The organism is Pulveribacter suum (assembly GCF_003013695.1).
Lineage (GTDB): Bacteria > Pseudomonadota > Gammaproteobacteria > Burkholderiales > Burkholderiaceae_C > Melaminivora > Melaminivora suum.
Window position 1 is genome coordinate 1,070,686 of the sequence record NZ_CP027792.1, and the last position, 24,447, is coordinate 1,095,132.

Annotated in this window: 26 protein-coding genes; 8 read left to right on the forward strand and 18 right to left on the reverse strand. The window is 69.2% G+C overall.

Going from position 1 to position 24,447, the window contains the following annotated elements:
* Window positions 1-16 precede the first annotated feature (16 nt).
* The 5 genes from C7H73_RS04855 to C7H73_RS04875 all read right to left on the reverse strand — a co-directional run bounded on the left by C7H73_RS04855 (window position 17) and on the right by C7H73_RS04875 (window position 3,221).
* Entirely contained in the window at window positions 17-331 is a 315-nt protein-coding gene (locus C7H73_RS04855; RefSeq protein WP_106845609.1) for a BON domain-containing protein, read from the reverse strand.
* A 112-nt stretch (window positions 332-443) separates the two neighbouring features.
* Window positions 444-1,025, reverse strand: a complete 582-nt coding sequence (locus C7H73_RS04860) for a ferritin-like domain-containing protein (protein WP_106845610.1) — start codon at window positions 1,023-1,025, stop codon at window positions 444-446.
* A gap of 46 nt (window positions 1,026-1,071) precedes the next feature.
* On the reverse strand, window positions 1,072-1,482 hold the full coding sequence (locus C7H73_RS04865) for a hypothetical protein (RefSeq protein ID WP_106845611.1): 411 nt from the start codon (window positions 1,480-1,482) through the stop codon (window positions 1,072-1,074).
* A 62-nt stretch (window positions 1,483-1,544) separates the two neighbouring features.
* Window positions 1,545-1,709, reverse strand: a complete 165-nt coding sequence (locus C7H73_RS04870) for a DUF1328 domain-containing protein (protein ID WP_106845612.1) — start codon at window positions 1,707-1,709, stop codon at window positions 1,545-1,547.
* A 153-nt stretch (window positions 1,710-1,862) separates the two neighbouring features.
* The gene (locus C7H73_RS04875) at window positions 1,863-3,221 is read right to left on the reverse strand and encodes a CHASE3 domain-containing protein (protein ID WP_106845613.1); all 1,359 of its coding nucleotides are present in this window, start codon (window positions 3,219-3,221) and stop codon (window positions 1,863-1,865) included.
* Between the two features lie 152 nt (window positions 3,222-3,373).
* Here C7H73_RS04875 and C7H73_RS04880 point away from each other — a divergent pair, with 152 nt between their 5' ends.
* On the forward strand, window positions 3,374-4,006 hold the full coding sequence (locus C7H73_RS04880; protein WP_106845614.1) for a response regulator: 633 nt from the start codon (window positions 3,374-3,376) through the stop codon (window positions 4,004-4,006).
* A 101-nt stretch (window positions 4,007-4,107) separates the two neighbouring features.
* On the opposite strand, the gene C7H73_RS04885 is transcribed toward C7H73_RS04880, so the two are convergent.
* The 4 genes from C7H73_RS04885 to gpmA all read right to left on the reverse strand — a co-directional run bounded on the left by C7H73_RS04885 (window position 4,108) and on the right by gpmA (window position 7,738).
* Window positions 4,108-4,518 (reverse strand): response regulator, encoded by a 411-nt coding sequence (locus tag C7H73_RS04885; RefSeq protein WP_106845615.1) that lies wholly within the window; start codon window positions 4,516-4,518, stop codon window positions 4,108-4,110.
* A gap of 106 nt (window positions 4,519-4,624) precedes the next feature.
* Window positions 4,625-5,389, reverse strand: a complete 765-nt coding sequence (locus tag C7H73_RS04890; protein ID WP_106845616.1) for a HesA/MoeB/ThiF family protein — start codon at window positions 5,387-5,389, stop codon at window positions 4,625-4,627.
* Between the two features lie 76 nt (window positions 5,390-5,465).
* A complete protein-coding gene (locus C7H73_RS04895) occupies window positions 5,466-6,902 on the reverse strand; it encodes a S41 family peptidase (protein ID WP_106845617.1) in 1,437 nt (478 codons plus the stop codon).
* Between the two features lie 92 nt (window positions 6,903-6,994).
* Complete coding sequence (gene gpmA / locus C7H73_RS04900) at window positions 6,995-7,738, reverse strand: 2,3-diphosphoglycerate-dependent phosphoglycerate mutase (RefSeq protein WP_106845618.1); 744 nt, start codon at window positions 7,736-7,738, stop codon at window positions 6,995-6,997.
* A 73-nt stretch (window positions 7,739-7,811) separates the two neighbouring features.
* Between gpmA and C7H73_RS04905 the strand changes: the two genes are divergently transcribed.
* From C7H73_RS04905 to C7H73_RS04920, 4 genes are all read left to right on the forward strand, one after another.
* Entirely contained in the window at window positions 7,812-8,219 is a 408-nt protein-coding gene (locus C7H73_RS04905; protein WP_106845619.1) for a rhodanese-like domain-containing protein, read from the forward strand.
* Window positions 8,220-8,268: 49 nt separating this feature from the next.
* The gene (gene grxC, locus C7H73_RS04910; protein ID WP_106845620.1) at window positions 8,269-8,526 is read left to right on the forward strand and encodes a glutaredoxin 3; all 258 of its coding nucleotides are present in this window, start codon (window positions 8,269-8,271) and stop codon (window positions 8,524-8,526) included.
* A gap of 98 nt (window positions 8,527-8,624) precedes the next feature.
* Entirely contained in the window at window positions 8,625-9,080 is a 456-nt protein-coding gene (secB, locus tag C7H73_RS04915) for a protein-export chaperone SecB (RefSeq protein WP_106845621.1), read from the forward strand.
* A gap of 94 nt (window positions 9,081-9,174) precedes the next feature.
* Entirely contained in the window at window positions 9,175-10,167 is a 993-nt protein-coding gene (locus C7H73_RS04920) for an NAD(P)H-dependent glycerol-3-phosphate dehydrogenase (protein WP_106845622.1), read from the forward strand.
* Between the two features lie 49 nt (window positions 10,168-10,216).
* On the opposite strand, the gene C7H73_RS15485 is transcribed toward C7H73_RS04920, so the two are convergent.
* The 4 genes from C7H73_RS15485 to panB all read right to left on the reverse strand — a co-directional run bounded on the left by C7H73_RS15485 (window position 10,217) and on the right by panB (window position 14,411).
* Entirely contained in the window at window positions 10,217-10,372 is a 156-nt protein-coding gene (locus C7H73_RS15485; RefSeq protein ID WP_157948318.1) for a hypothetical protein, read from the reverse strand.
* 653 nt (window positions 10,373-11,025) lie between these two features.
* A complete protein-coding gene (locus C7H73_RS04925; protein WP_106845623.1) occupies window positions 11,026-12,471 on the reverse strand; it encodes an iron-containing redox enzyme family protein in 1,446 nt (481 codons plus the stop codon).
* 182 nt (window positions 12,472-12,653) lie between these two features.
* Entirely contained in the window at window positions 12,654-13,493 is an 840-nt protein-coding gene (gene panC / locus C7H73_RS04930) for a pantoate--beta-alanine ligase (RefSeq protein WP_106845624.1), read from the reverse strand.
* Between the two features lie 33 nt (window positions 13,494-13,526).
* Complete coding sequence (panB, locus tag C7H73_RS04935) at window positions 13,527-14,411, reverse strand: 3-methyl-2-oxobutanoate hydroxymethyltransferase (protein WP_106845625.1); 885 nt, start codon at window positions 14,409-14,411, stop codon at window positions 13,527-13,529.
* Between the two features lie 374 nt (window positions 14,412-14,785).
* Between panB and nadC the strand changes: the two genes are divergently transcribed.
* From nadC to C7H73_RS04950, 3 genes are read left to right on the forward strand one after another with little or no spacing between them, the layout of a single operon-like run.
* Entirely contained in the window at window positions 14,786-15,658 is an 873-nt protein-coding gene (gene nadC / locus C7H73_RS04940) for a carboxylating nicotinate-nucleotide diphosphorylase (protein ID WP_106845626.1), read from the forward strand.
* Window positions 15,655-16,770, forward strand: coding sequence for a quinolinate synthase NadA (nadA, locus tag C7H73_RS04945; RefSeq protein WP_106845627.1), 1,116 nt, complete (start codon window positions 15,655-15,657; stop codon window positions 16,768-16,770). Before nadC ends, nadA begins: the two co-directional genes overlap by 4 nt.
* Window positions 16,771-16,827: 57 nt before the next feature.
* Entirely contained in the window at window positions 16,828-18,660 is a 1,833-nt protein-coding gene (locus tag C7H73_RS04950) for a chorismate-binding protein (protein WP_106845628.1), read from the forward strand.
* A 105-nt stretch (window positions 18,661-18,765) separates the two neighbouring features.
* Here C7H73_RS04950 and bioF read toward each other — a convergent pair whose 3' ends face one another.
* From bioF to nadB, 5 genes are read right to left on the reverse strand one after another with little or no spacing between them, the layout of a single operon-like run.
* Window positions 18,766-20,025: an 8-amino-7-oxononanoate synthase gene (bioF, locus tag C7H73_RS04955; protein WP_106845629.1), complete on the reverse strand. Its 1,260-nt coding sequence runs from the start codon at window positions 20,023-20,025 to the stop codon at window positions 18,766-18,768.
* Window positions 20,022-20,714 carry a dethiobiotin synthase gene (gene bioD, locus C7H73_RS04960; protein ID WP_106845630.1) on the reverse strand — a complete coding sequence of 231 codons (693 nt, stop codon included), beginning with the start codon at window positions 20,712-20,714 and terminating at the stop codon, window positions 20,022-20,024. The genes bioF and bioD overlap by 4 nt, the downstream gene beginning before the upstream one ends.
* Window positions 20,711-22,099 carry an adenosylmethionine--8-amino-7-oxononanoate transaminase gene (locus tag C7H73_RS04965; protein WP_106845631.1) on the reverse strand — a complete coding sequence of 463 codons (1,389 nt, stop codon included), beginning with the start codon at window positions 22,097-22,099 and terminating at the stop codon, window positions 20,711-20,713. Before C7H73_RS04965 ends, bioD begins: the two co-directional genes overlap by 4 nt.
* Window positions 22,077-22,457, reverse strand: coding sequence for an aspartate 1-decarboxylase (panD, locus tag C7H73_RS04970; RefSeq protein WP_106845632.1), 381 nt, complete (start codon window positions 22,455-22,457; stop codon window positions 22,077-22,079). Before panD ends, C7H73_RS04965 begins: the two co-directional genes overlap by 23 nt.
* Before the next feature lie 32 nt (window positions 22,458-22,489).
* Window positions 22,490-24,124 carry an L-aspartate oxidase gene (gene nadB / locus C7H73_RS04975; protein WP_106845633.1) on the reverse strand — a complete coding sequence of 545 codons (1,635 nt, stop codon included), beginning with the start codon at window positions 24,122-24,124 and terminating at the stop codon, window positions 22,490-22,492.
* Between the last annotated feature and the right edge of the window lie 323 nt (window positions 24,125-24,447).

The following is a 24,447-nucleotide window of genomic DNA, read 5'->3' on the forward strand; positions in this document are numbered from 1 at the left end:
TTGCAGCGGTCAGGCCTTACGGGCGGACCACCACGCTGTTGCGCACATCGCGGACGTGCTTGGTGTTGCGGGCGATAGCCTCGGCGCGCTCCTTTTCGGCCTGCGACTTGGCAAAGCCCGACAGCTGCACCGTGCCATTGAGCGTTTCCACGCTGATGGAGGTGGCGGCCACGTTCTTGTCTTCGGCCATCTTGGCCTTGATGGCGGTGGTGATGCCGGCGTCATCCACGTATTCACCCACGGACTGCTGCTGGCGTGCCACAGAGCAGCCAGTAGAGACGATGGTGGCGCCTGCCAGCATGGCAAAGGCAATGGCTCGTGCGTATTTCATGGTTATTTCCTTGACGGGTTGAAAAACAAAAACACGGGTGCGTGGAATATCCGCCTCGGCCTGTTGCACCCTCCGCTGGCCGGACAGGGTTGGTTATGGGTTGCCGTCTCGCTCAGCGCTGCAGCCAGTCGCTGATCTCGTCGGCGTGTTCTTCCTCATCGGCCAAGATGCCCTCCAGCATGCGCCGGGTAGTGGGGTCCTTGTCGCCGATCAGTTCGACCATCTGCCGATACGACTCTACGGCGATGCGCTCTGCCACCAGGTTGGCATGCAGCATGTCGCGCAGATCGCTGGATTCGTCATAGTCGGCATGGCTGCGTTCCTGCAGGCTGCTGGGGCGGAAGTCAGGCGAGCCGCCCAGCTGCACGATGCGCTCGGCAATCAGGTCTGCATGGGCTGCCTCTTCGTTGGCATGCACCAGCAGCTCGTCAGCAATCGCTGGGGACTCCATGCCTTGCGCCGTGAAGTAGTGGCGCTTGTAGCGCAGCACACATACCAGTTCGGTAGCCAGCGCATCGTTGAGCAGCTTGATGATGTCTTCGCGCCATGGGCCGTAGCCGGGCGTCACGGCGCCGTCATCCAGGTTGGCCGTGGCCGCCTTGCGCAGCGCGTCTTCGTCCAGCTTCAAGGGCGTGTACTGGCCGGCAGCCGCTGGGTGGCTGCTGGTTGCGTCACTCTTGTGGGGTTTGTTCATTGTTCTTGCCTCGCCAGGGGTTTTTGGGCCGCTTTGCAACGGCGACTCAGCGGTCGCTGCGGCGCGTCATGATCAATGCGGTGGCCAGGGCGGCACCAGCAGCGGCCGCCATCAGCATCGAACGGCCCGGCTGATCGGAAACATAGCGGCAGGTGGCGTCGGCCGCCTGGTTGAGCTGGCGGCGTGCACGCTCGCTGGTTTCGGCGGCGTAGTTGATACTGCGGCTGGCAAATTCCTGCGCCCGGGCAGCCAGGTCGTCAATGGCAGGGTCCACTTCGTCGCGCATGCGCTTGACGCCGCTCTCGGCCTTGTCCAGCGCGTCATTGGCCAGACGCCGGGTGGTGTTGACCGCCTCGCGGGCGCTGCTGGTCACGTTGTCTGCTGCATCGTGGGCAGCGGAAGCAGCCTTCTGCGCGGTGCTTTCGACGTTGTTCTGGGCGTTGTTCTGTGTGCTCATGGATGTGTCCTAACTATCTGTCTGTTGGTTGTGGACCGTATCGGCCGGTCAGGCTTTCGCTGTCAGCCTCTGCGCATCAGGCTCAGGATGAAGGTCACCACGGCCATGATCACAAAGACGAAGAAAAGCACCTTGGCGATGCCCACGGCACCTGCCGCGATGCCGCCGAAGCCGAAGAGTGCGGCCACCAGTGCGATGACCAGAAAAACCACTGCGTAATGCAACATGAGACCTCCTGTTTGTCCTTGCCAGCACCCTTGGCTTGAGTGCATCGGGTGTGTGGTTGGACTGTAGGAGTGGTCAATTGCCGCAGGCGCCAGTGGCGGTCGTGCAGCCTTGTAGGACGCTACCGCCGCGGCGCGGCAAGGCGCTGCAGGCCGTCAGGCAGCAGGAGGCGGACCAGCGTGCGGCAGCAGCGCGCTGACAAGCGTGCCCTCGCCGGGAGCGGAACTCACCGTGAGCCGTCCACCCTCGGTTTCCACCCGGTGGCGCATGCCGCGCAAGCCATGGGACTCGGCGCCGACGGCGGCCGTATCGAACCCCGCACCATCGTCGCGCACCTGCACGGAGGCATGGCTTTCATAGTTGTTCACGGACACCAGAACCTGGCTGGGGCTGGCGTATTTGCCGATGTTGGTCAGCGCTTCCTGCACCAGCCGGTAGACCGTGAGCTGGGCCGACTCCGACAGCGGTGCCTGCTCCAGCTGCGCATGCACGGGGATGCCGCTGCGCTCGGAAAACTCCCGCGTCAGGATCTCCAGCGAAGCGGTCAGGCCCAGGTTGGACAGCGAAGAGGGACGCAGGTCCTCGATGATGCGCCGCTTGAGCGCGATGCCGCTGTTGAGCGTGTCCACCAGATGCTGCAGCCGCTCGGCACTTTCGGGCGCCGCCGGCTCCATGCGTGCCTTCAGGCGCGCCACGTCCAGCTTGGCGGCCGTGAGCAGGGCGCCCAGCTCGTCGTGCAGCTCGCGCGCCAGGTGGGCGCGCTCCTCCTCGCGAATCTGCTGCAGATGGTGAGCCAGCTCGGATAGTGACGCGGTGCGCTCACGCACCAGCTGCTCCAGCCGGTCGCGCTCGCGTGCCAGCACCTGCTGTTCGCGTACGTCGGATTCGCGCAGCGCCCGGCTGTTGCGCAGGTACAGGTAGAAAGCCAGCAGGCCCACCGCGGCTGCGGCGGCAATGCCCATGCGCGAGAGCGTCAGGGAATGCTGGATTTCCTCGGTGCTGAGCGTGATCTGCTGCGTGCTGCGCTCCAGCATGCGCGTGATGGTGCTGCGGATGGCATCCATGTCCTCGCGCCCCTCGTCGGTGGACAGGACGAAGCGCCAGGATTCGGCCTCCGCATCCTGGTGGCGCAGCTTCAGCGTCAGCTCCATTTCCGACAGTTTGCGCTCGATCAGCTGGAGCAGCTGCGCCAGCTCCTTCTGTCCCTGCGATTGACGGGTGTAGGTTTCCTGCAGCGTACGTACGCTGGCATTGATGGTAGAGACGGCCTGCTCGTAAGGTCGCAGGTAACTTTTGTCACCCGTCAGCAAAAAGCCACGCTGGCCCGTCTCGGCGTTGAGCATGCCTTGCAGCACCTGATCCAGGGCCGCGCGCGCGGCGTGCGAGCGCCCCAGGGCCTCGACGGCCTCCACCGAGCGCTTGTAACCCATCTCGTTGACATACACCATCACCACCACTGCCAGCAGCGCCAGCGGCAGGCTGAGGGCAATCGCGCGCAGCCGGGACCAATTCACGATCGTTCTTCTCCGGGATGCAGCGGGACAGGGGACGGAAAGTGCATATGATTGACCTGTGCCGTCATGCTAGCTGCAAGTAGGTGGCGGCAGGCGCATCGGAAACCAAATCTCACGCGGGCACCTGTGGGTGGCCCGGGAAAGAAGACTCAATGATCAACATAGGCATTGTGGATGACCATGCAATCGTGCGGTCGGGATTGAAACAGTTCCTGTCCGAGCATGTGGACCTGCGCGTCGTGGGCGAGGCGTCCAACGGGCGCGAAGCCATCGACCTGGTGCGCGCGCACGAGATCGACGTGCTGTTGATGGACCTGTCCATGCCGGGGCAAAGCGGGCTGGATGCACTGGCCATGCTGCGCGCCAAAGCGCCGGACATGGGCATCCTGATCCTGAGCGGCTACCCTGAAGAGCACTACGCCATCAGCCTGATTCGTCAGGGTGCCAGCGGCTACCTGAACAAGGAGTGCGAGCCCAAGGAGATCGTGGAGGCCATCCGCACCATCTCGCTGGGACGGCGCTACCTCACCCCGGCCGTGGCGGACCTGTTGGCCCAGCAGCTCAACCGCAAGGATGATGCGCCGCCGCACGAACAGCTGTCCGAGCGCGAGTTCCAGGTGTTCCTGAAACTGGCCAAGGGCGAAACGGCGGGCGAGATCGCCAAGGCGCTCTCGCTGAGCGTCAAGACCGTGAGCACATACCGCACGCGGCTGATGGAGAAGATGGGGTTGTCGTCCAACAGCGACCTGACCTACTACGCCCTCAAGAACAAGCTGATCGATTGATGGATGCAGCCAGGGGTGAAAGGGCAGGGCCTGCGGGCCGTGCCCCCAGCAAAAAGGGCCAGCACATGCTGGCCCTTTTTGCGTGTGGAAGCGGTAAGCCCTCAGCTGGCCAAGCTGCTGGACGCAGGGCGGGGTGCCTGAGCGGCGCCGTGGGCGATGCAGTAGTCCACCAGTGCCTCGATCTCGTTGGACTTGTCGAAGACTGCGTCCACGCCCAGCTGGGCACAGCGCATGCGCACATCCGGCGTGGCGTAGTTGCTGAGCACCACCATTTTTTGATTGGACAGGCGGTTGCGACAGGCCGCCAGTACGCCCAGGCCGCTGCCCTGGCGCAGGAAAAGATCGACGATGGCCAGGTCCCATTGCGAAGAATGCGCTGCCAGCCAGGCCTTGCCATCGTCTTCGGTTTCGGCAATGCCGACGGGCTCTATCTGCGCCAGCTCCTGCAGCGCGCCAATCAAGTTCTCTCGGATGGTGGCGTTGTCTTCGACAATGTACGTACGCAATTTCACAGGATTCCCTTTCGGCCCGCCCTCGTGGCGGCGAACCTGGTCCCAATGTAGAGACCGATCACAGGGATTCTGCCAGTGGCAGCTTGCTGGCCTCGTAGGAGGCGAGCTACGCCGGCCTGCTGTGGCATCCCTGACACACGGGGCACTGCGGATCGCGTGCCACGCGCACTGGGGTCCACTCCATGCTGCGGCCATCCAGCAACAGCAGCCGCCCTGTCAGGGGCTGGCCCATGCCCACGATCAGCTTGAGCGCCTCGGCTGCCTGCATGGTGCCAATGATGCCCACCATGGGGGCGAACACGCCCAGGGTGGAGCACTGCACCTCCTCGAATTGCGCCTGGGGCGGAAACAGGCAGGCATAGCAGGGCGAGTTTTCGTTGCGCGGGTCGTACACCGAGATCTGTCCATCCAGGCGAATGGCCGCGCCTGCCACCAGCGGCTGGCCCGTGCGCACGCAGGCGGCGTTGATGGCCTGGCGCGTGCGGTAGTTATCGGTGCAGTCCAGCACCACATCGGCCCGACGGGCCAGGCGCACCAGCGCCGCCTCGTCCACCCGCTCGCGCACCAGGTTCAGCTGGACATCCGGGTTGATGGCCTGCACGGCCTGCGCGGCCGAGTCCACCTTGGCCAGGCCCACGCGCGCCGTGGTGTGGGCGATCTGGCGCTGCAGATTGGTCAGGTCCACCACGTCGTCGTCCACCAGGGTCAGCGTGCCCACGCCGGCCGAGCCCAGGAACAGCGCCGCGGGCGAGCCCAGGCCGCCAGCGCCCACGATCAGCACGTGCGCGGCCAGCAGGCGCTCCTGCCCCTCGATGCCGATCTCGTCGAGCATGATGTGGCGCGAGTAGCGCAGGAGCTGTTCGTCGGTCATGGGGGTTCCAGCATGGCAAAAGAAAAAGGCCGGGCCTGGGCCAGGTCCGGCCTGATGCGCACGGGCGCGGGAGGGCTCAGTTCTCCTTGGGCTCTTCCTTGCGCTCGGTCAGCGTCTTGCTGGCGACCACGGTGCGGCCCTTGAGCTGGTTCAGCGCCTGGAGCAGCTGGAAATCCTTGTCCGTGCCGAACTCGGGCAACTTGCGCTCGGCGATGGGCTTCTTGGCTTCTTCCTCCAGGCGCTTGCGGGCTTCCTCGCGGGCCTTCTCGCGGGCCGGGTTCTGCGCTTCATCCTCCTGGCCGCTGGACAGGTGCTTTTCCAGATCGGCCTCGCGCATGCGCAGCGAGGCGAACAGGTCGCCCTCGGCGGTCTCGTCCAGCATCACGTCGGGCACGATGCCCTTGGCCTGGATGGACTTGCCGCTGGGCGTGTAGTAGCGCGCCGTGGTCAGCTTGATGCCGGTGTCCGGGCCGAGCGGTCGCACGGTCTGCACGGAGCCCTTGCCGAAGGTCTGGCTGCCCATGACGACGGCGCGCTTGTGGTCCTGCAGGGCGCCGGCCACGATCTCGCTGGCGGACGCCGAGCCTTCGTTGACCAGCACCACCAGCGGCACCTTCTTCAGGGCAGCGGGCAGACGCTTGAGCGGGTCGCCCTGGCCGCGGCGGGCGTAGAACTCGGGCGACGCCTTGAAGGTGGCCTTGCTCTCGGCCAGCTGGCCATTGGTGGAGACCACCGTGACGTCCTCGGGCAGGAAGGCGGCCGAGATGGCCACGGCCGCATCCAGCAGGCCGCCCGGGTCGTTGCGCAGGTCCAGCACCAGGCCCTTGAGGTTCGGATCCTGCTTGTAGACCTCTTCGACCTTGCGCACGAAGTCGTCCACCGTGCGCTCCTGGAACTGCGACAGACGAATCCAGGCGTAGCCCGGCTCGATGACCTTGCCCTTGACGGACTGGGTTTTGATCTCCTCGCGCGTGATGGTCACGGGAAAGCTGCGGCTTTCGTCGCGGCGCAGGATGGTCAGCGTGACCTTTGTATTGGGCTCGCCGCGCATGCGCTTGACGGCGTCGTTCAAAGTCAGGCCCTTGACGGCCGTGTCGTCGATCTTCGTGATCAGGTCGTTGGTCTTGAGGCCCGCGCGGAAGGCGGGCGAGCCCTCGATGGGCGAGACGACCTTGATCAGACCGTCTTCCTGCGTGATCTCGATGCCCACGCCGACGAAGCGACCGGTGGTGCCTTCGCGGAATTCCTTGAAGGACTTCTTGTCGAAATACTGCGAGTGCGGATCCAGGCTGGAGACCATGCCCGAAATGGCATCGGTGATCAGCTTCTTGTCATCGACCGGCTCGACATAGTCCGTCTTGATCAGGCCGAAGACGGCCGACAGCTGCTGGATTTCCTCCAGCGGCAGCGGCGTCATGGCGCCGCGCGCCACCGTCTGCAATGAGACGGTGGTCAGCGCCCCGGCCAGGGCGCCGGCTGAAATCCATCCAACAATCTTGAGTTTTTGGCCCATTGAACACCTCTGGCGCCTGATGCGTGCGCCCAATTCAATATACCGCTTGGAGCAAGCCCCGCGCAGCCGGTTCCCGGCGGTTTTCGCCGTTTTCAGGCCCTGCCTTGCGTGGCCACGGCCGCGGCGGCGCGCGCGGCGGCCTCGGCATCGCCCAGGTAGCGGCTGCGCAGGGGTTTCAGGTCGGCGTCCAGTTCATAGACCAGCGGGATGCCGTTGGGAATGTTCAGCCCCACGATGTCGGCGTCGGAGATGCCGTCCAGGTACTTGACCAGGGCGCGGATGGAGTTTCCATGGGCCGCCACCAGTACGCGCTGGCCAGAGCGGATGGCCGGGGCGATGGTCTCCTCCCAGTAGGGCAGCACGCGTGCCACCGTGTCCTTGAGGCACTCGGTCAGCGGCACCTGTTCCGGTGCCAGCTGCGCATAGCGGATGTCGCCGCGCTCGCTGCGCGGGTCGCCCGCTTCCAGCGCTGGCGGCGGCGTGTCGTAGCTGCGGCGCCAGACGAGCACCTGCTCGTCGCCGTACTGCTTGGCCGTCTCCGCCTTGTTCAGGCCCTGCAGGGCGCCATAGTGGCGCTCGTTCAGACGCCAGCTGTGGTGCACGGGCAGCCAGGTGCGCTCCATGGCGTCCAGGCAGTGCCACAGCGTGTGGGTGGCGCGCTTGAGCACGCTGGTGTGGCACTGGTCGAATTCGAAGCCCTCGGCAGCAAGCAAGCGGCCCGCGTTTTTCGCCTGCTCGACGCCCGTTGCGGTCAGCTCCACGTCCGTCCATCCGGTGAAGCGGTTTTCCAGGTTCCAGGTGGATTCGCCGTGGCGGATCAAAACGAGCTTGTGCATTGGTGTCCTTGGGGCCTTCGGGTCAAAACCCGTCATTCTAGAATCGCAGGTTTGCTCTCTCCTGGGACACCCCGTGAATTTCGTTCTCGACAACTGGTATTTGATCTTCATCGCGCTGGCCTCGGGCGGGCTGCTGCTGGTGCCCACGCTCAAGGGCGCCGCCGCCGGCGGTGTGAGCGCGGCGCAGGCCGTGCAGCTCATCAACCGCGAAAAGGCCGTGGTGATCGACGTTTGCGAACCCGAGGAATATGCCGCCGGCCACGTGGGCGGCGCGAAGAACGTGCCACTGGCCCAGCTGCAGGAGCGCCTGCCGCAGGTGGTCAAGAACAAGGCTGTGCCGGTGATTCTGGTGTGCGCCAAGGGCGCGCGTGCGACACGCGCCGCCGCCATCGCCAAGTCGCTCGGCTACGACAAGGCCCAGCCGCTCGCCGGTGGCCTGGCCGCCTGGCGCGGAGCCAGCATGCCGGTTGAAAAAAGCTGATCCGGCCCGCAGCTGCCGTTTCGTGCAACGCTCACACAAGGACCCGTCCATGCAAGCCGTCAAGATGTACACCACCGCCGTCTGCCCCTACTGCACCCGCGCCAAGCAGCTGCTCAAGGCCAAGGGCGTCGAGCAGATCGAGGAGATCCGCGTGGACTCCGACCCCGCCGCGCGCCAGCACATGATGGAGATCACCGGCCGTCGCACCGTGCCGCAGATCTTCATCGGCGATACCCACGTGGGCGGGCACGACGACCTGGTGGCCCTGGACGGCCGCGGCGGCCTGATGCCCCTGCTGCAGGGCTGAACGCCCAGCCTGCCATTGCATAATGGCAGCCCTGTCGCCCGCTGCGGGAGCTTCTCCCGGGCGGGCTTTGTTTTGTTTTGACCGGACTACTCCCCATCATGGCCACCGAAGAAACCCCCGTGTTCCAGATCCAGCGCGTGTACCTGAAGGACCTGTCGCTGGAGCAGCCCAACTCGCCCACCATCTTGCTGGAGCAGGAGCAGCCGAGCGTGGACATCCAGCTGGGCGTCGAGGCCACCCCCGTGGTGGACGGCATCTTCGAAGTCGCCGTCACCGCCACCGTGCAGACCAAGATCCAGGACAAGACCGTGTTCCTGGTCGAGGCCAAGCAAGCTGGCATCTTCGAGATCCGCAACGTGCCGGAAGACCAGATGGGCGTGGTGATCGGCGTGGCCTGCCCGCAGATCGTCTATCCCTACCTGCGCGGCAACGTGGCAGACGTGATCACCCGCGCCGGCTTCCCGCCCGTGCATCTGGCCGAAATCAATTTCCAGGCCATGTACGAGCAGCAGCAGGCCGCCGCGGCCGAAGCCGCCGACAACACGGCGCAATAAGCAGGCAGCCGTTCCCGCCGCCAGCCATGGCGGCGCGGGTCTGGATATATGGTCTTTTTGGCCTCCAGCGCCCGCCACATAAGCGGTAGCAGCTATGAAAATAGTAGTGCTTGGCGCCGGCGCCTGGGGCACGGCCGTGGCCATTGCCGCGGCCGCGCATCCGGGCCGCCACATGGTGCAGCTGTGGGCGCGCGATGCGCAGCAGGCGCAGGCCATGCAGGCCGCGCGCGCCAATGCCCGCTATCTGCGCGGGCTGACCTTTCCCCCCTCTCTACACATCGCTTGGGGCGATGCTTTCGCGCTGGCTCGCCAGGCCGAGCTGGTCATCCTGGGCACGCCCATGTCTGCGCTGCGCGGCATGTTGCAGGCCCTGCATGGCTGCAGCGCCCCCGTGGCCTGGCTGTGCAAGGGCTTCGAGGCGGGTACCGGACTGATGGCGCATGAAGTCTGCGCCCAGGTGGCGCCGCAGCTGGCCAGTGGCGCCTTCAGCGGCCCCAGCTTTGCGCAAGAGGTGGCGCTGGCCCAGCCCACGGCACTGGTCGCCGCCAGCCGCGACGCGCATGTGCGCGAAGCGCTGGTGGCCGGCTTTCACGGGCCGGCGTTGCGCGTATACGCCAGCGACGACATCGTGGGCGTGGAAGTGGGAGGAGCAGTAAAGAACGTGCTGGCCATTGCCACCGGCCTGTGCGACGGCCTGCGGCTGGGCCTGAATGCCCGCGCTGCGCTCGTCACGCGCGGATTGGCCGAGATGACCCGGCTGGGCCTGGCGCTGGATGCGCGGGCCGATACCTTCATGGGGCTGTCAGGACTGGGCGACTTGGTGCTGACGGCAACCGGCGATTTGTCGCGCAACCGCCGCGTGGGCCTGCTGCTGGCTGAAGGCCAGACGCTAGCGCAGGCAGTCGATTCACTGGGCCATGTGGCCGAGGGCGTGTACAGCGCTCGCACCGTGGTGCAGCGTGCACGTGCCCTGGGGGTGGAGATGCCTATCGCTGAATGCGTGGTGGCCCTGCTGGACGGTAAGTTGCAGCCCGAACAGGCAGTGGCTCAGCTGATGGAGCGTGAGCCCCGGCCGGAGGCGCAGTAGCGTCATTCAGTGGCGTACTGCACTCCGGTCCAGGCAAATAGCCAAGTGGTTAAAGCACACCGAACAGCAGCAGCAGCAGTACGATGGACAGCGGGACGCCGAGCAGCCAGAGAATGATGGGCATGGAAGACTCCTTGAGTTGTGGTGAGTAAGAGGCCTCCACCTTAGGGAATGCCGGGTGCGGCACCTGTCCGCCGAAGCTCATGCGCCGCGTAGGCCGGGGTTGACGCGGCCTGCCCCTTAGGCACCGTGCAGCAGTCGGAAGAGAACACCCGCACCCTGCACTACAGCGGGTTGCCCGCTTCTTTCAGAACGTATTGCAGCTGGCATGAGAAGTCGATGGAGGTCTTTGTTCACGGCCTGAGCATCAGCACGACCACCTGGTCAGCACGCAGCGCCTACACCACCGCGGTGAAAAGCCGGCGCGTTGGCCGCCGCCTGTATGGGATGGGCCGCGACCTTGACGCTTCCAACTTCTTCGCCACATACGCCAGTCAGGTGTGCGCTATCGCAGCTGGACAGCGGCTCGCTGCGCCCCGGCATAAGGCGCAGCTGCGGCATTCAGCTGCTGGACCGAGGCATGCCTTGGCCACTGCGCGGCAACGTCCCGCTGATCGCCCTCCATGGCAGGTCCACGGCGCGCAACTTCTGCGGTATGGAGTCGAGAGAGGGGCGCCTGCGCCTGAAGCGCATGCACCGGGCCTGCGCGAGGTGCAGAGGCGAGCGGCGCCAGCGCGCAACGGCGCAGAAAGTGCAGCCCGGCAGCTGCGGTACATGCCATGCCCTTAGTCGCTACATAAGGAATAGCTGCCTGCGGTTGATCGACGGGCGCTGGAGACCCTTTTCTCTATATTGATCTCAAGCGAAGCACTCGCGGCGAAACAGCTGCGTGGCGCGCAGGCCCACGGGTGTCCAGTGCTCGCCCGGCGCCATGGCGGCCACCAGCGCAGCGCGGCGCTCGCTGCCTGCCAGCTGGCGCAGGCGTTCCTCGAACGCGGGCACGTCGGGGTCCACGGGCAGCGCCTCGGCTGCACTGGCTGCGCCGGGGCCGGCCTTGCCAGCGCGGGCCAGGGCACGAAAGCTCGGGCGGCGGCGCGACTGGTTGGCCGCGCCGCGCTCGTCCCAGGCCTGGCCGTCGCTGGCATCCTCGCCGCGCAGCCAGTCGTGGATGACCTGCAGTTCATAGGGGCTGAACACGCCGAACATCTCGGCGCGTTCGCCTTGCAGCAGCCGCCAGAAGCGGCTTTGGTGGGCCGGTGCGTCCGGCACCACCCATTTCGTGTCGATCAGTGCCTGCAGGAAGGCCGGCATCTGCTCGGGCGTGGCAAGCCAGTCGTTGATGCTCTTGCCGGCCACGCGGCAGTAGTTGGAATGCGCGCCGTGCCCGGCAGGGGCCTTGGCCTGGAAGATGCGCAGCACCTCGGCGCCGATGTCAAAGCCCTGGATGACCTGCATCGTGCCCACGCCCGCGTCCGCCAGCCGGGCACCGGCGCGCACGCGCTGCCAGAACACATCCGGATCGCCATGGCGCGGCAGCAGGGCCAGCACCGCGTCGCATGCCTGGCGGGCGTGGCCGCTGTGGCCGTTGTCCACGGTCACGTGCAGGGTGAAGTAATACGGGTCGATGCCCAGTTCGTTCAGTTCGTAGCTGGTGATGAGCAGGTGCAGCGGCAGCTGCTCGTAGGCGAGGTTGAAGCCGATGACCTCGGGCAGAAAGTCTTGCGCGTTCCAGGCCAGGCACAGCTGGATCAGGCCCTGCTCGTAGAGCGCATCGGGCAGGCTGCCATCGTCCTCGGCGCTGATGCCGTGGGCAGCCAGCAGGCGGCGGTACAGCAGCACGTGGTTCTTGTCGGCGGCGCCGTCGCCTAGCTCCTCCAGGTAGGTATGGACGAGAGGCGCCAGGCGCACGTTGGCCGCGTGCTCGGCCAGGCCATACAGCCAGGAGCCATCGACCAGCTTGGTGGGCGCCACGGCGTGCAAAAAGTGCAGGGCGTGGGCTCGGTTGGTGAAGTACTGGCGGGCGCCGCCAGCCTGGCGCTCGGCCAGATAGGCGGCGTAGCGTTCGGCCACGCGCGCGGCGCTGGCGTCGCGCCAGGCGTGCAGCTCCTGGGGTGATGCCGGCAGGTCGTTGGCCTGGCCAGCGGTTTCCAGCAGCTTGCGGCGCAGGAAGTGGGCGGCGCGTGTGCGGGTATCGGCGTCCGGGGGGGCGCCGTGCAGCGTGTGGTAGAGGGCGCGCTGGGCGCTGCGTCGTCGTGGTTGCGCCGCGGCAGCGCAGGGGCGAAGGAGGGCGGTGGACGGGGGCATGAAAGGGGCAGGCGCAGGCGCCCTGGCGTGTGTTGGCGATGGAGCCATGCTCCCTGCACCCTTGCCGCCCGCCTAGGGCAGCGCGCCGCGCCTGCGGGTCGGCGCGCTCCTACCCCTGTCGGCATCGTCGCGCACGCACATGCGCGCGCTGCGCACCGGCAGTGCCCGCCGCCCCGCCGCGCTCAGAACTCCAGGTTGTCGATCAGCCGCGTGTTGCCCAGGCGCGCCGCACCCAGAGCCACCAGCTGGCCCGCCTGCGGGTTGCGCGGGGCCTGCAGGTCGCTGCGCTGGCGCACCGTCAGGTAGTCGGGTTGCCAGCCCTGCGCGCGCAGGGCGGCCAGGGCGTGCTGCTCCAGCGCCGGCAGGTCGGCGCCGGGTGCCAGCGCGCCCTGCGCCAGGCTGCGCAGCGCGGCAAACAGCTGCACGGCCTGGGCGCGTTCGGCCTCGCTCAGGTAGCCGTTGCGCGAGCTCAGCGCCAGCCCGTCGGCGGCGCGGCAGGTCTGGCCGCAGGCGATCTGCACCGGCAGGGCGAACTGCCGGGCCATGGCGCGCACGACCATGAGCTGCTGGTAGTCCTTGGCGCCGAACACGGCCACGCCCGGGCTGCCGGCGAACACGCACGACAGCAGCTTGAGCACGACAGTGCACACCCCCGTGAAAAAGCCCGGGCGAAAGTGCCCCTCCAGCATGTCGGCCAGCCGCGGGTCGGGCTGCACCGTGAAGGTCTGCGGTTCGGGGTACAGGTCGGCCTCGCGCGGGGCGAACAGGACGTCGCAGCCTTCGCCGCGCAGCAGGTCCGCGTCCCGCTGCAGTGTGCGCGGGTAGCTGTCGAAGTCTTCGTGCGGCAGGAACTGCAGGCGGTTGACGAAGATGCTGGCCACCGTCACGTCGCCCAGCGCCCGTGCCTGGCGCACCAGGCCCAGGTGGCCTTCGTGCAGGTTGCCCATGGTGGGCACGAAGGCCGGGCGGCCGCGCCCGGATAGCAAGGCGCGCAGGTCGGCGATGGTGTGGACGGTCTGCATGACGTGCTCCGAAAAGAAGAAGGTGGAAAAAAGTCAGGCCGACCAGGCGTGCTGCCGGTCGTCGGGGAAATGGCCGTCCTTGACGGCGCGCACGTAGGCCGCGATGGCGCCGCGCACGCTGCCGTCGCCCTCGCCCATGAAGCTGCGCACGAAGCGCGGCATGCGGCCCAGGTTCATGCCCAGCATGTCGTGCAGCACCAGCACCTGGCCGGCGGTGCCGCTGCCGGCGCCGATGCCGATGGTGTGGCAGTGCGCCAGCTCGGCCGTCAGCGCGGCGGCCAGGGGCGCGGGCACCATCTCCAGCACCAGCATGGCCGCGCCGGCGTCCTGCAGCTGCAGCGCGTGGCGGCGCAGCTCCGCGGCGGCCGTGTCGCCCTTGCCCTGCACCCGGTAGCCACCCAGGGCGTGCACGGTCTGCGGCGTCAGGCCCAGGTGGGCGCACACCGGTACGCCGCGCTCGACCAGGAAACGCACGGTGTCGGCCGTCCAGCCGCCGCCTTCCAGCTTGACCATGTGCGCGCCCGCCTGCATGAGCTGGCAGGCACTGCGCAAGGCCTGCTCGCGCCCCTCGCCATAGCTGCCGTAGGGCAGGTCGGCGACCAGCCAGGCCGTGCCCTGCACGTGGTGCAGGCCGCGCGCCACGCTGGCCGTGTGGTAGGCCATGGTCTCCAGCGTCACGCCCACGGTGCTGGGCAGGCCCTGGCAGACCATGCCCAGGGAGTCGCCTACCAGGATGCATTCGACGCCCGCGGCGTCGGCCACCGCGGCGAAGGTGGCGTCATATGCCGTGAGCATGGTGATCTTCTCGCCAGCGGCGCGCATCTGGGCCAGGCGCGGCAGGCTGATGGGGCGGCGCTCGGGCAGGGGCGAGGCCGGGGGCAGGGTGCCGTAGGGCGTGGCGGTGTGCGGTTCGGTCACGTCGTGTCTCCCGAAATAGGGGGCGAGCAGAAAAATGCCCGCGAGTCTAGAGCGTGTTATGCCCTTTTACGTGCCCGCGTTGGGTCTCTGGGCCAGCGATCGCAAGGCGCGTCGCGCGGTCAAGGCTGGCTGCCTTGGCAAGCGACGCAACGCCGCGAGCGCTGGCCCAGAGACCCAACCCTTCGGGAAAGCCGGGGAAAGGCCCGGCCACTGCGTTGCACAGCGCTTGCGGTATTCATACCGCGGCGCGCTCTTACAGCCCAAGTCGCCGGGCCTTTCCCCGGCTTTCGCGGGCACGTAAAAGGGCATAACACGCTCCGGACGCAGTGCAGCATCGGCTGTCGCCAACGCGGTGCGGCTATGCTTCGCGCCCCATGAAGACACCCTCCGACAGCCTTTTCTCCCCCGCCGCCGTGCAGGCGCTGGCGCTGGCCGACGTGCAGCGCGCCCTGGCCGAGGACGTGGGCGCCGGCGACCTGACGGCCGGCCTGATTGACCCCGCGCGGCGCGTGCGCGCCCGCATCCTGGCGCGCGAAAGTGCGATCGTCTGCGGCGCGCCTTGGGTGGAAGCCGCCTTGGGCGCTCTCGACCCCGGCGTGCAGCTCGCCTGGCACGTGGCCGAGGGCGAGCGCTGCGCGGCCGAGCAGGTGGTGCTGGAGATCGAGGGCAACGCCCGCGCGCTGCTGTCGGCCGAGCGCACGGCGCTGAACTTTTTGCAACTGCTCTCTGGCGTGGCCACCAAGACACGCACCTACGTCGATGCGGTCGCCGGCACGCGCGCGCGCATCGTGGACACGCGCAAGACCCTGCCGGGGCTGCGCCTGGCGCAAAAATATGCCGTGCGCACGGGCGGCGGGGTCAACCATCGCATCGGCCTGCACGACGCCGTGCTGATCAAGGAAAACCACATCGCCGCCGCCGGCGGCGTGCGCGCCGTGCTGCAGGCGGCGCACAGCGTGGCGGCGCAGGCCAGCTTCATCGAGATCGAGGTCGAGACCCTCGCGCAGCTGGCCGAGGCGCTGGACGCGGGTGCGCAGATGGTGCTGCTGGACAACATGCCGCTGACCATGCTGCACGAAGCCGTGCGGCTGAACGCCGGGCGCGCGGTGCTGGAGATTTCCGGCGGCGTGCAGCTCGCCGGCCTGCGCGCGCTGGCCGAGACCGGCGTGGACCGCATCTCCATCGGCGCGCTGACCAAGGACGTGCGCGCCACCGATTACTCCATGCGCCTGCAGGAGCTGGCATGAGTCCCACCTCCATCATTGCCGTCGAATACGAGCAGCCCCAGGGCGCGGCCGTCTGCACCACGCGCCACGCCTGGGCGCGCGTGCCGCCCGAACCTGGGCCTGCGGAGCGCGAGCGGCTGAAAGCGCGCATCCGCCAGCTGCTGCGCGAGAAGAACGCCGTGCTGGTGTCGCACTACTACGTGCACCCGGACCTGCAGGATTTGGCGGAGGAGACGGGTGGCATCGTCAGCGATTCGCTGGAGATGGCGCGCTTCGGGCGCGACCATGCAGCGCAAACGCTGGTCGTGAGCGGCGTGCGCTTCATGGGCGAGACGGCGAAGATCCTGTCGCCCCACAAAACCGTGCTGATGCCCGACCTGGACGCCACCTGCTCGCTGGACCTGGGGTGCCCGGCAGATGAATTCAGCGCCTTCTGCGACGCGCACCCGGACCGTACCGTGGTCGTCTACGCCAACACCAGCGCGGCCGTGAAGGCGCGCGCCGACTGGCTGGTCACCTCCAGCTGCGCGCTGGAGATCGTGGGCGCCCTGCACGCCGCCGGCCACAGGATCCTGTGGGCGCCGGACCGCCACCTGGGCGCCTACATCCAACAGCAGACCGGGGCGGACATGCTGCTGTGGAACGGCGCGTGCATCGTGCACGACGAGTTCAAGGCGCAGGAGCTGGCCGCTCTGAAGGCCGAGCACGCCGGCGCCCGCGTGCTGGTACACCCCGAAAGCCCCGCCGACGTGATCGCCCTGGCCGACGCCGTGGGCTCGACCAGCGCCATCCTGCGCGCTGCGCGCGAGCTGCCGGGCGACACCTTCATCGTCGCCACCGACAGCGGCATGCTGCACCAGCTGCGCACGCACAACCCGGGCAAGACCTTCATCGAAGCGCCCACCGCCGGCGACAGCGCCACCTACAAGAGCTGCGCGCACTGCCCCTGGATGGCCATGAACGGCCTGGCCGGCGTGGTGCAGGCGCTGGAGACGGGCGCGGGCGCCGTCGAGGTGGATGCGGCGCTGATCCCGCGCGCGCGCCAGCCCATCGACCGCATGCTGGCCTTCACCGCCGCGCTCAAGAGCGGCGCGGCGCCCGGCGCGCTGGTGCCGCACCTGGGTGCCGCCTAGGCACTACTGTTTTGATAGCTGCTAGCGCTTGATAGGCAAGGGCTGGAGGCCATTTTGATGCATGAAGCCACGGCGCTGATCGACTTCTCCGACCCGCGCGACGACGCCGCCCCGCGCCTGCGCCATGCCTTTGGCGCGCCGCTGCGGGTGCTGCAGGCGCGGCGGCTGGACGAAGTGCCGGCCGTCCTGCACGCCGTGGAGCAGGCCGCGCGCGCCGGCCTGTGGTGCGTGGGCGGCCTGCGCTATGAGGCGGCGCCCGCCTTCGACGCGGCGCTGGCCGTGCACGGGCAGCCCGACGGGGGCGCTGCGCCCCTGGCCTGGTTCGCCATTCACGCGGCGCCGCTGCCCTGGCCGCAGGCCGCGGCGGGCGCGCCGCAGGACGCCCGCATCAACTGGGACGCCCCCCTGCCGCGCGCGGACTTCGACGCCGCGCTGGCGCGCATCCAGCAGGGTATTGCCGAGGGGCGCTTCTACCAGGTCAACTACACGGCGCCCCTGGCAGGGCGGCTGAGCGGCGCGCCGCAGGCCCTGTTCGCCGCCCTGCAGCGCGCCCAGCCCGGGGGCTACGCCACCTGCATCGACATGGGCGTGGTGCAGGCCCTGTCGGTCTCGCCCGAGCTGTTCTTTGACTGGCGCGCGGATGCCCAGGGCTGCGGGGCCATCCTCACCCGGCCCATGAAGGGCACGGCCGCGCGCGGCGCCAGTGCCGCCGACGACGCGGCGCAGCAGCGGCAGCTGCGTGACTCCCCGAAGGAGCGGGCCGAGAACGTGATGATCGTGGACCTGCTGCGCAACGACCTCTCGCGCATCGCGCAGCCGGGCAGCGTGCAGGTGCCGCGCCTGCTGCACACCCAGGCCCTGCCCACCGTGTGGCAGATGACGTCGGATGTGCGGGCCACCACGCGCACCGGCACCGGGCTGGCCGACGTGTTCGCCGCGCTGTTTCCTTGCGGCTCGGTCACCGGCGCGCCCAAGGTCGAGGCCATGCGGGCGATCCGCGCGCTGGAGGCCGGCCCGCGCGGCCTGTACTGCGGCGCGCTGGGCGTGGTGCGGCCCGACCCCGAAGGCGGCGCGGGCGCAATTGCCGCCACTTTCAACGTGCCCATCCGCACGCTGGAGCGACAGGGCAGCGAGCTGCGCTGCGGCATCGGCAGCGGCATCGTCTGGGGCGCGCAGGCACAGGCCGAATGGCGCGAATGGGCCGCCAAGCGCGCCTTTCTCGAGCGCGCCAGCGAGCCGTTCGAGTTGCTGCAGACGCTGGCGCTGGAGGAGGGGCGCCTGCGCCACCAGGCGCTGCATCTGGCGCGCCTGCAGCGTGCAGCGGCGCACTTCGGCTACCCCTTCGATGCGCAGGCGGTGGCCGGTTGCCTGGACAGGCTCATCTGCCAGCACGCCAGCGGGGCCTGGCGCGTGCGCCTGCTGCTGGACGCGCACGGCCGCCCGCGGGCCGAGGCCGTCGCCCTGGCGGCCACGGCCTCGCCCGTGCTGCTGGCCTTGGCCGAGCGGCCGTTTGCCGCTGCGCACAGCGAATTCACGCGGCACAAGACCACGCGGCGCGGGCACTACGCGGCGTTTGCCCCGCAGCCGGGCAGCGGCGTGTTCGACACGCTGCTCTACAACGAGGCCGGCGAAATCACCGAGACGACGTTCGGCAACATCGCCGCGCGGCTGGACGGCCGCTGGGTCACGCCGCCCGTCGCCTGCGGCCTGCTGCCCGGCGTGGGCCGCGAGGTGCTGCTGCGCGAAGGGCGCCTGCACGAGGCGGTACTGACGCTGCAGGACCTGCCGCGGGTGCAGGGCTGGGCCTTCGTCAACAGCCTGCGCGGCTGGCTGGCGGCCGAGGTGCAAGCGCCTGGGGTGCACCCGCAAGCGCGTCCACTACTGATTTGATAGCTGCTGGCGCTTGTTGGACGGGCGCTGCAGCCCGAAAAGACCACATGCCATGCCTTTGCCAGCAGCCCGCCCCGGGGCGGGCCAGGGCGCGGGCGCCGGCGCTCAGGCAGGGTCTGGCAGGGCGCTTTCGCCGGTGGGCGGGCACGGGGGATGCAGGCGCGCATGCACCTCGGCCAGCGCCGCCAGCAGCTGCTGCACGTCGGCTTCGGTGTGCGCGGCCGACAGCGCGATGCGCAGCCGCGCCGTGCCCTCGGGCACGGTGGGCGGGCGGATGGCTGGCACCCACAGGCCGCGCTCGCGCAGGGCCTCCATGACGGCCAGCGCCTCGTCGTTGGCGCCGATCACCAGCGGCTGCACGGCGGTGCCCGACGGCCCCAGCTGCCAGGGCGAGCCGGCCAGCAGCGGTGCCAGCCCCGCGCGCAGCTGCGCGATGCGCGCCGCCAGCTGCGCGCGGCGCCCGTCGCCCGCGGCGATCAGGCCCAGGCTGGCGCGCAGCGCCTGCGCCAGCAGGGCGGGCGCGGCGGTGGCGAAGATGTAGCTGCGCGTCTTTTGCACCAGCCACTCCACCAGCGGCTCGGGCCCGGCGACGAAGGCGCCGGCCACGCCCGCGGCCTTGCCCAGCGTGGCCATGTACAGCACGCGCGGCGAGGCGGCGGCGCCAGCCAGGCCCGCCTCGGCCAGGCTGCCGCGGCCCTGCGGCCCCAGCACGCCGAAGCCGTGCGCGTCGTCCAGCAGCAGCAGCGCGTCGTGCTGCTGGCACAGCGCCAGCAGCGCGCGGATGTCGGCCACGTCGCCGTCCATGCTGAACACGGCATCGGTCATGACCAGCTTGCGCCGCGCGTCGCTGGCCGCCAGCAGCGCTGCCAGCGCCGCCAGGTCCGCATGGGGGTAGCGGTGGACGGTGGCGCGCGACAGACGTGCGCCGTCGATCAGGCAGGCGTGGTTGAGCGCATCGGAAAACAGCGCGTCGCCCGCGCCCACCAGGGCCGGCACGATGCCGACGTTGGCGCCGTAGCCGGCGTAGAAGTACAGCGCGCGCGGCAGCTGCACGAACTGCGCCAGCTCCTGCTCCAGCAGCGCGTTGGCCTGGCTGTGGCCGCTGACCAGCGGCGAGCCACCCGAGCCCACGCCATAGGCGCGCGCGCCTGCGCAGGCAGCCTCGGCCAGCGCCGGGTGGCCGGCCAGGCCCAGGTAGTCGTTGCTGCAAAAGGCCAGCATGGGCCGGCCATCGACCAGCAGGTGCGCGCCCGCCGCGGGCAGCACGGCGCGGCGGCGCCGGCGCAGGTGCGCTGCGTCCAGCGCGGCGATGCGCGCGGGGAACTCGTCGATCCAGGAGGGCGCGGTGGTCACGGGGGCGGTCATGCAAGGCACCAGGCGGCGGGAAGGGCGAAATGCCCGGCCAGAGCGCGGGCGTCGGGCGTGCCGCCCTGCCAGGGCAGCTCGGCCAGCAGCGGCGCCGGCGCCAGGCGCTGGCGCAGCCAGGCCAGGTTCTCGCGCGGCGCCAGCATCTGCGGGTCGATGTGGTTGGCAACCCAGCCGGCCAGCGTGAGGCCGTGCGCCTGGATGGCCTGCGCCGTGAGCAGCGCGTGGTTCAGGCAGCCCAGGCGCAGGCCCACGACCAGCACCACCGGGAGGTTCAGCGCCTGCGCCAGGTCGGCGCCGGTCAGCCGGTCCGACAGCGGCACATGAAAGCCGCCCGCGCCCTCGACGACCACCGCGTCGGCCAGCGCGGCCAGCGCCCGGTGGCTGGCCGTGATGGCCGCCAGCGAGATCTGCACGCCCGCGCGCGCCGCGGCGATGTGCGGCGACAGCGGCTCGGGCAGCAGCACCGGGTTGTCCAGCGCGGCGGGCACGGCCAGGGTGGAGGCGGCGCGCAGCGCCAACGCGTCCTCGTTGGCCAGCACGCCGCCGTGCAGCGCCGCGCCGGAGGCCACCGGCTTCATGCCGACCACGCGGGCGTGGTGGCGCGCCAGCGCGTGCAGCAGGGCGGCGCTGGCCAGGCTCTTGCCAACGCCAGTGTCGGTGCCGGTGACAAACACGGACAGCGTCATGGCAGCCGCTCCTCGGCAGGGGCGGCGGTGCCGGCTTCTTCGGCCAGCGTGGCCTCCAGTGCCGCCAGCGCGCCATCCGCCAGGTGCTGCACCGCCTGCACGTCCAGCACATAGGGCGGCATGGCGTAGATGGTGTTGCCGATGGGCCGCAGCAGCAGGCCGCGCGCCATGGCATGGCGGTGGTAGCGGCGGGAGAAGTCGGGCAGCGCCGTGTCCACGTCCCAGGCCCAGATCATTCCCTGGCGGCGCGCGTGGCGCACGCGTGCATGGCCTGTCAGGGCGGCACAGGCCGTGTCGATGGCCTGCGCCAGATGGGCATTGCGCTGCAGCAGGCCGGGCTGCTCCAGCAGGTCCAGCGTGGCCAGCGCCGCGCTGCAGGCCAGCGGGTTGCCGGTGTAGGAGTGCGAGTGCAGAAAGCCGCGCGCCACGTCGTCGTCGTAGAACGCGCCATAGACCTCGTCCGTGGTCAGCACCGCCGACAGCGCCAGCGTGCCGCCCGTGAGCCCCTTGGACAGGCACAGGAAGTCCGGCCGGATGCCGGCCTGCTGGTGCGCAAACAGGCTGCCCGTGCGGCCAAAGCCCACGGCGATCTCGTCGGCCACCAGGTGCACCTGGTAGCGGTCGCACAGCGCGCGCGCCTGGCGCAGGTATTCAGCGTCGTGCATCGCCATGCCGGCGGCGCACTGCACCAGCGGCTCCAAGATCAGCGCAGCGGTGCTGGCGTGGTGCTCGGCCAGCCAGGCGTCCAGGGCCTGGGCGGCGCGCAGCGCGGCGCCGCGCGCGTCCTCGCCGGGCCGGGCGGCGCGTGCATCGGGGCTAGCCACGGTGGCCGACAGGCGCACCAGCGGCGCGTAGGCGCTGCGAAACAGCGCGATGTCGGTCACGCCCAGGGCGCCCACGGTCTCGCCGTGGTAGCCGCCGGCCAGGCCGACGAAGCGGTTCTTGCCGGGCAGGCCGCGGTTGCGCCAGTAGTGCGCGCTCATCTTCAGCGCGATCTCGGTGGCGCTGGCGCCGTCGCTGCCGTAGAAGGCATGGCCCAGCCCGGTGAGCCGCGCCAGGCGCTCGGACAGCTGCACCACGGGCTCGTGCGTGAAGCCGGCCAGCATCACGTGGTCCAGCCGCTCCAGCTGCGCGGCCACGCCGGCGCGGATGTGCGGGTGGCCGTGGCCGAACAGGTTGACCCACCAGGAGCTGATGCCGTCCAGGTAGCGCCGCCCGTCCTCGCCGTGCAGCCAGGGGCCTTCGGCGCGCACGATGGCCACGGGCGGGTCGGCCTCGTGGCGCTTCATCTGCGTGCAGGGGTGCCAGACGCTGGCCAGACTGCGCGCGGCCAGGCTGCTGCTGCTGTGGGGCGCCACGGCTTCAGGCCTGCTGCGTGGGGACATGGTGGCGCAGCTCGGCCTGGCGGTTGCGCTCGTCCACGAACACCAGCTGTGGCTGGAAGCCGGACACGTCCTTTTCGTGCACCTGGGCGAAGGCCGCAATGATGAGCAAATCGCCCACGCAGGCGCGCCGCGCGGCCGAGCCGTTCACCGAGACCATGCCGCTGCCGCGCTGGCCGCGGATGGCGTAGGTGACGAAGCGCTCGCCGTTGTCCACGTTCCAGATGTGCACCTGCTCGTTTTCGGCGATGCCGGCGGCCTCCAGCAGGTCTTCGTCGATGGCGCACGAGCCTTCGTAGTGCAGCTCGCAGTGGGTGGTGCGCACGCGGTGCAGCTTGGATTTCAGCAGGGTGCGGAACATGGCGGGTTACTCCTTGGATGGGAAATGGGGGGTCAGCGCGCCGGCGGCACCAGGATGGTGGGCGCGGCCGGGGCGGCCAGCTCGGGCCAGTCGCGGCTGTAGTGCAGACCGCGGCTTTCGCGGCGCGCCTGGGCGCTTTGGACGATCAGGTCGGCCACCTGCACCAGGTTGCGCAGCTCCAGCAGGTCGCGTGAGACGTGGAAGTGGGCGTAGAACTCGGCGATTTCGCCTTGCAGCAGAGCGATGCGGTGCGCCGCGCGCTCCAGGCGCTTGTCGGTGCGCACGATGCCCACGTAGTCCCACATGAAGCGGCGCAGCTCCTCCCAGTTGTGCGAGATGACGACGCACTCGTCGGCATCCTGCACCTGGCTGTCGTCCCAGGCGGGCAATGCGGGCAGCTCGGCTGCGGCGCTGCTGGCGATGTGCGCGGCCGCGGCGCGTGCCAGCACCATGCATTCCAGCAGCGAATTGCTGGCCAGCCGGTTGGCGCCGTGCAGGCCCGTCCAGGCGCTCTCGCCGATGGCGTACAGGCCGGGGATGTCGGTGCGCCCGGACAGGTCGGTGAGCACGCCGCCGCAGGTGTAGTGCGCCGCCGGCACCACGGGAATCGGCTGGCGCGTGATGTCGATACCCAGCTCGGCGCAGCGCGCGGCGATGTTGGGGAAGTGCTCCAGGATGAAATCCCGGCCCTGGTGCGAGATGTCCAGGTACACGCAGTCCAGGCCGCGCTTTTTCATCTCGAAGTCGATGGCGCGCGCCACCACGTCGCGCGGGGCGAGTTCGGCGCGTGCGTCGTGCTGTGGCATGAAGCGCGTGCCGTCCGGTAAAAGCAGCCGCCCACCCTCGCCGCGCACCGCCTCGGTGATCAAAAACGACTTGGCCTGCGGGTGGTACAGGCAGGTGGGGTGAAACTGGATGAACTCCAGGTTCGCCACGCGGCAGCCCGCGCGCCAGGCAGCGGCGATGCCGTCGCCCGTGGCGGTGTCCGGGTTGGTGGTGTAGAGGTACACCTTGCCCGCGCCGCCGGTGGCCAGGATGGTGCGCGGCGCGCGGAAGGTATGCACCTCGTCGGTGGCTTCATCCAGCGCATACAGGCCCAGGCAGCGCTGGCCGCCGCTCGAGCCCAGCTTGCGCGCGGTGATCACGTCCACCAGCGTGTGCTGCTCGAAGACCGTGATGCCGGGCGCGGCGCGCACCGCCTCGATGAGCGTGCGCTGCACGGCCGTGCCGGTGGCGTCCTGCGCGTGCACGATGCGGCGCGCGCCGTGGCCGCCCTCGCGTGTCAGGTGCAGCTGGCCGTCCTCGTGCGAGAACGGCACGCCCAGCTGCTGCAGCCAGGCGATCGCCGCCGGTGCGCCTTCCACTACGGCGCGCGTGGCGGCCAGGTCGCACAGGCCAGCGCCCGCCACCAGGGTGTCGCTCACGTGCGCATCGAAGCTGTCGCCTTCGGCCAGCACGGCGGCGATGCCGCCCTGCGCCCAGCCGCTGGCGCCGTCCTGCAGCGCACGCTTGGTCAGCACGGCCACGCGGTGCGTGGGGGCGAGTGCCAGCGCAGCCGTCAGGCCGGCCAGGCCGCTGCCGACGATGAGGACGTCGAAGTCGTGCTGTGCATAGGGGGTTGATTGGCCGGCTCGCTCAGTGCGAAGGCTGGAGGGTTGTTGGCTCATAAAGTGCAGGCACGGCAGGCAGCAGCGGAAAACAGCGATGGATGAGGTCTGCAATGCCACGGCAGCGGGGCTAGCTCATCCTGCGTGCGTGGAATGCTCAGGCTATCGGCCTGGGAATGAGGGAGAAAAGAGCGGCATCTCGAGTTTGGGGCCGGCCATTCACTCAGGGATGTAAAGCACCCACGCCACCGCAAGGCGGCGGATATTACAGGCAGCCCATGGCCGTCAGCTACTGATTGTCGAGAGGAGCAGGGAGTGCAGCAATACCTGGTTACACTTGCTAAGCTCCTGATGAGGGGGCGATTAACAATCAACGGGGAGGC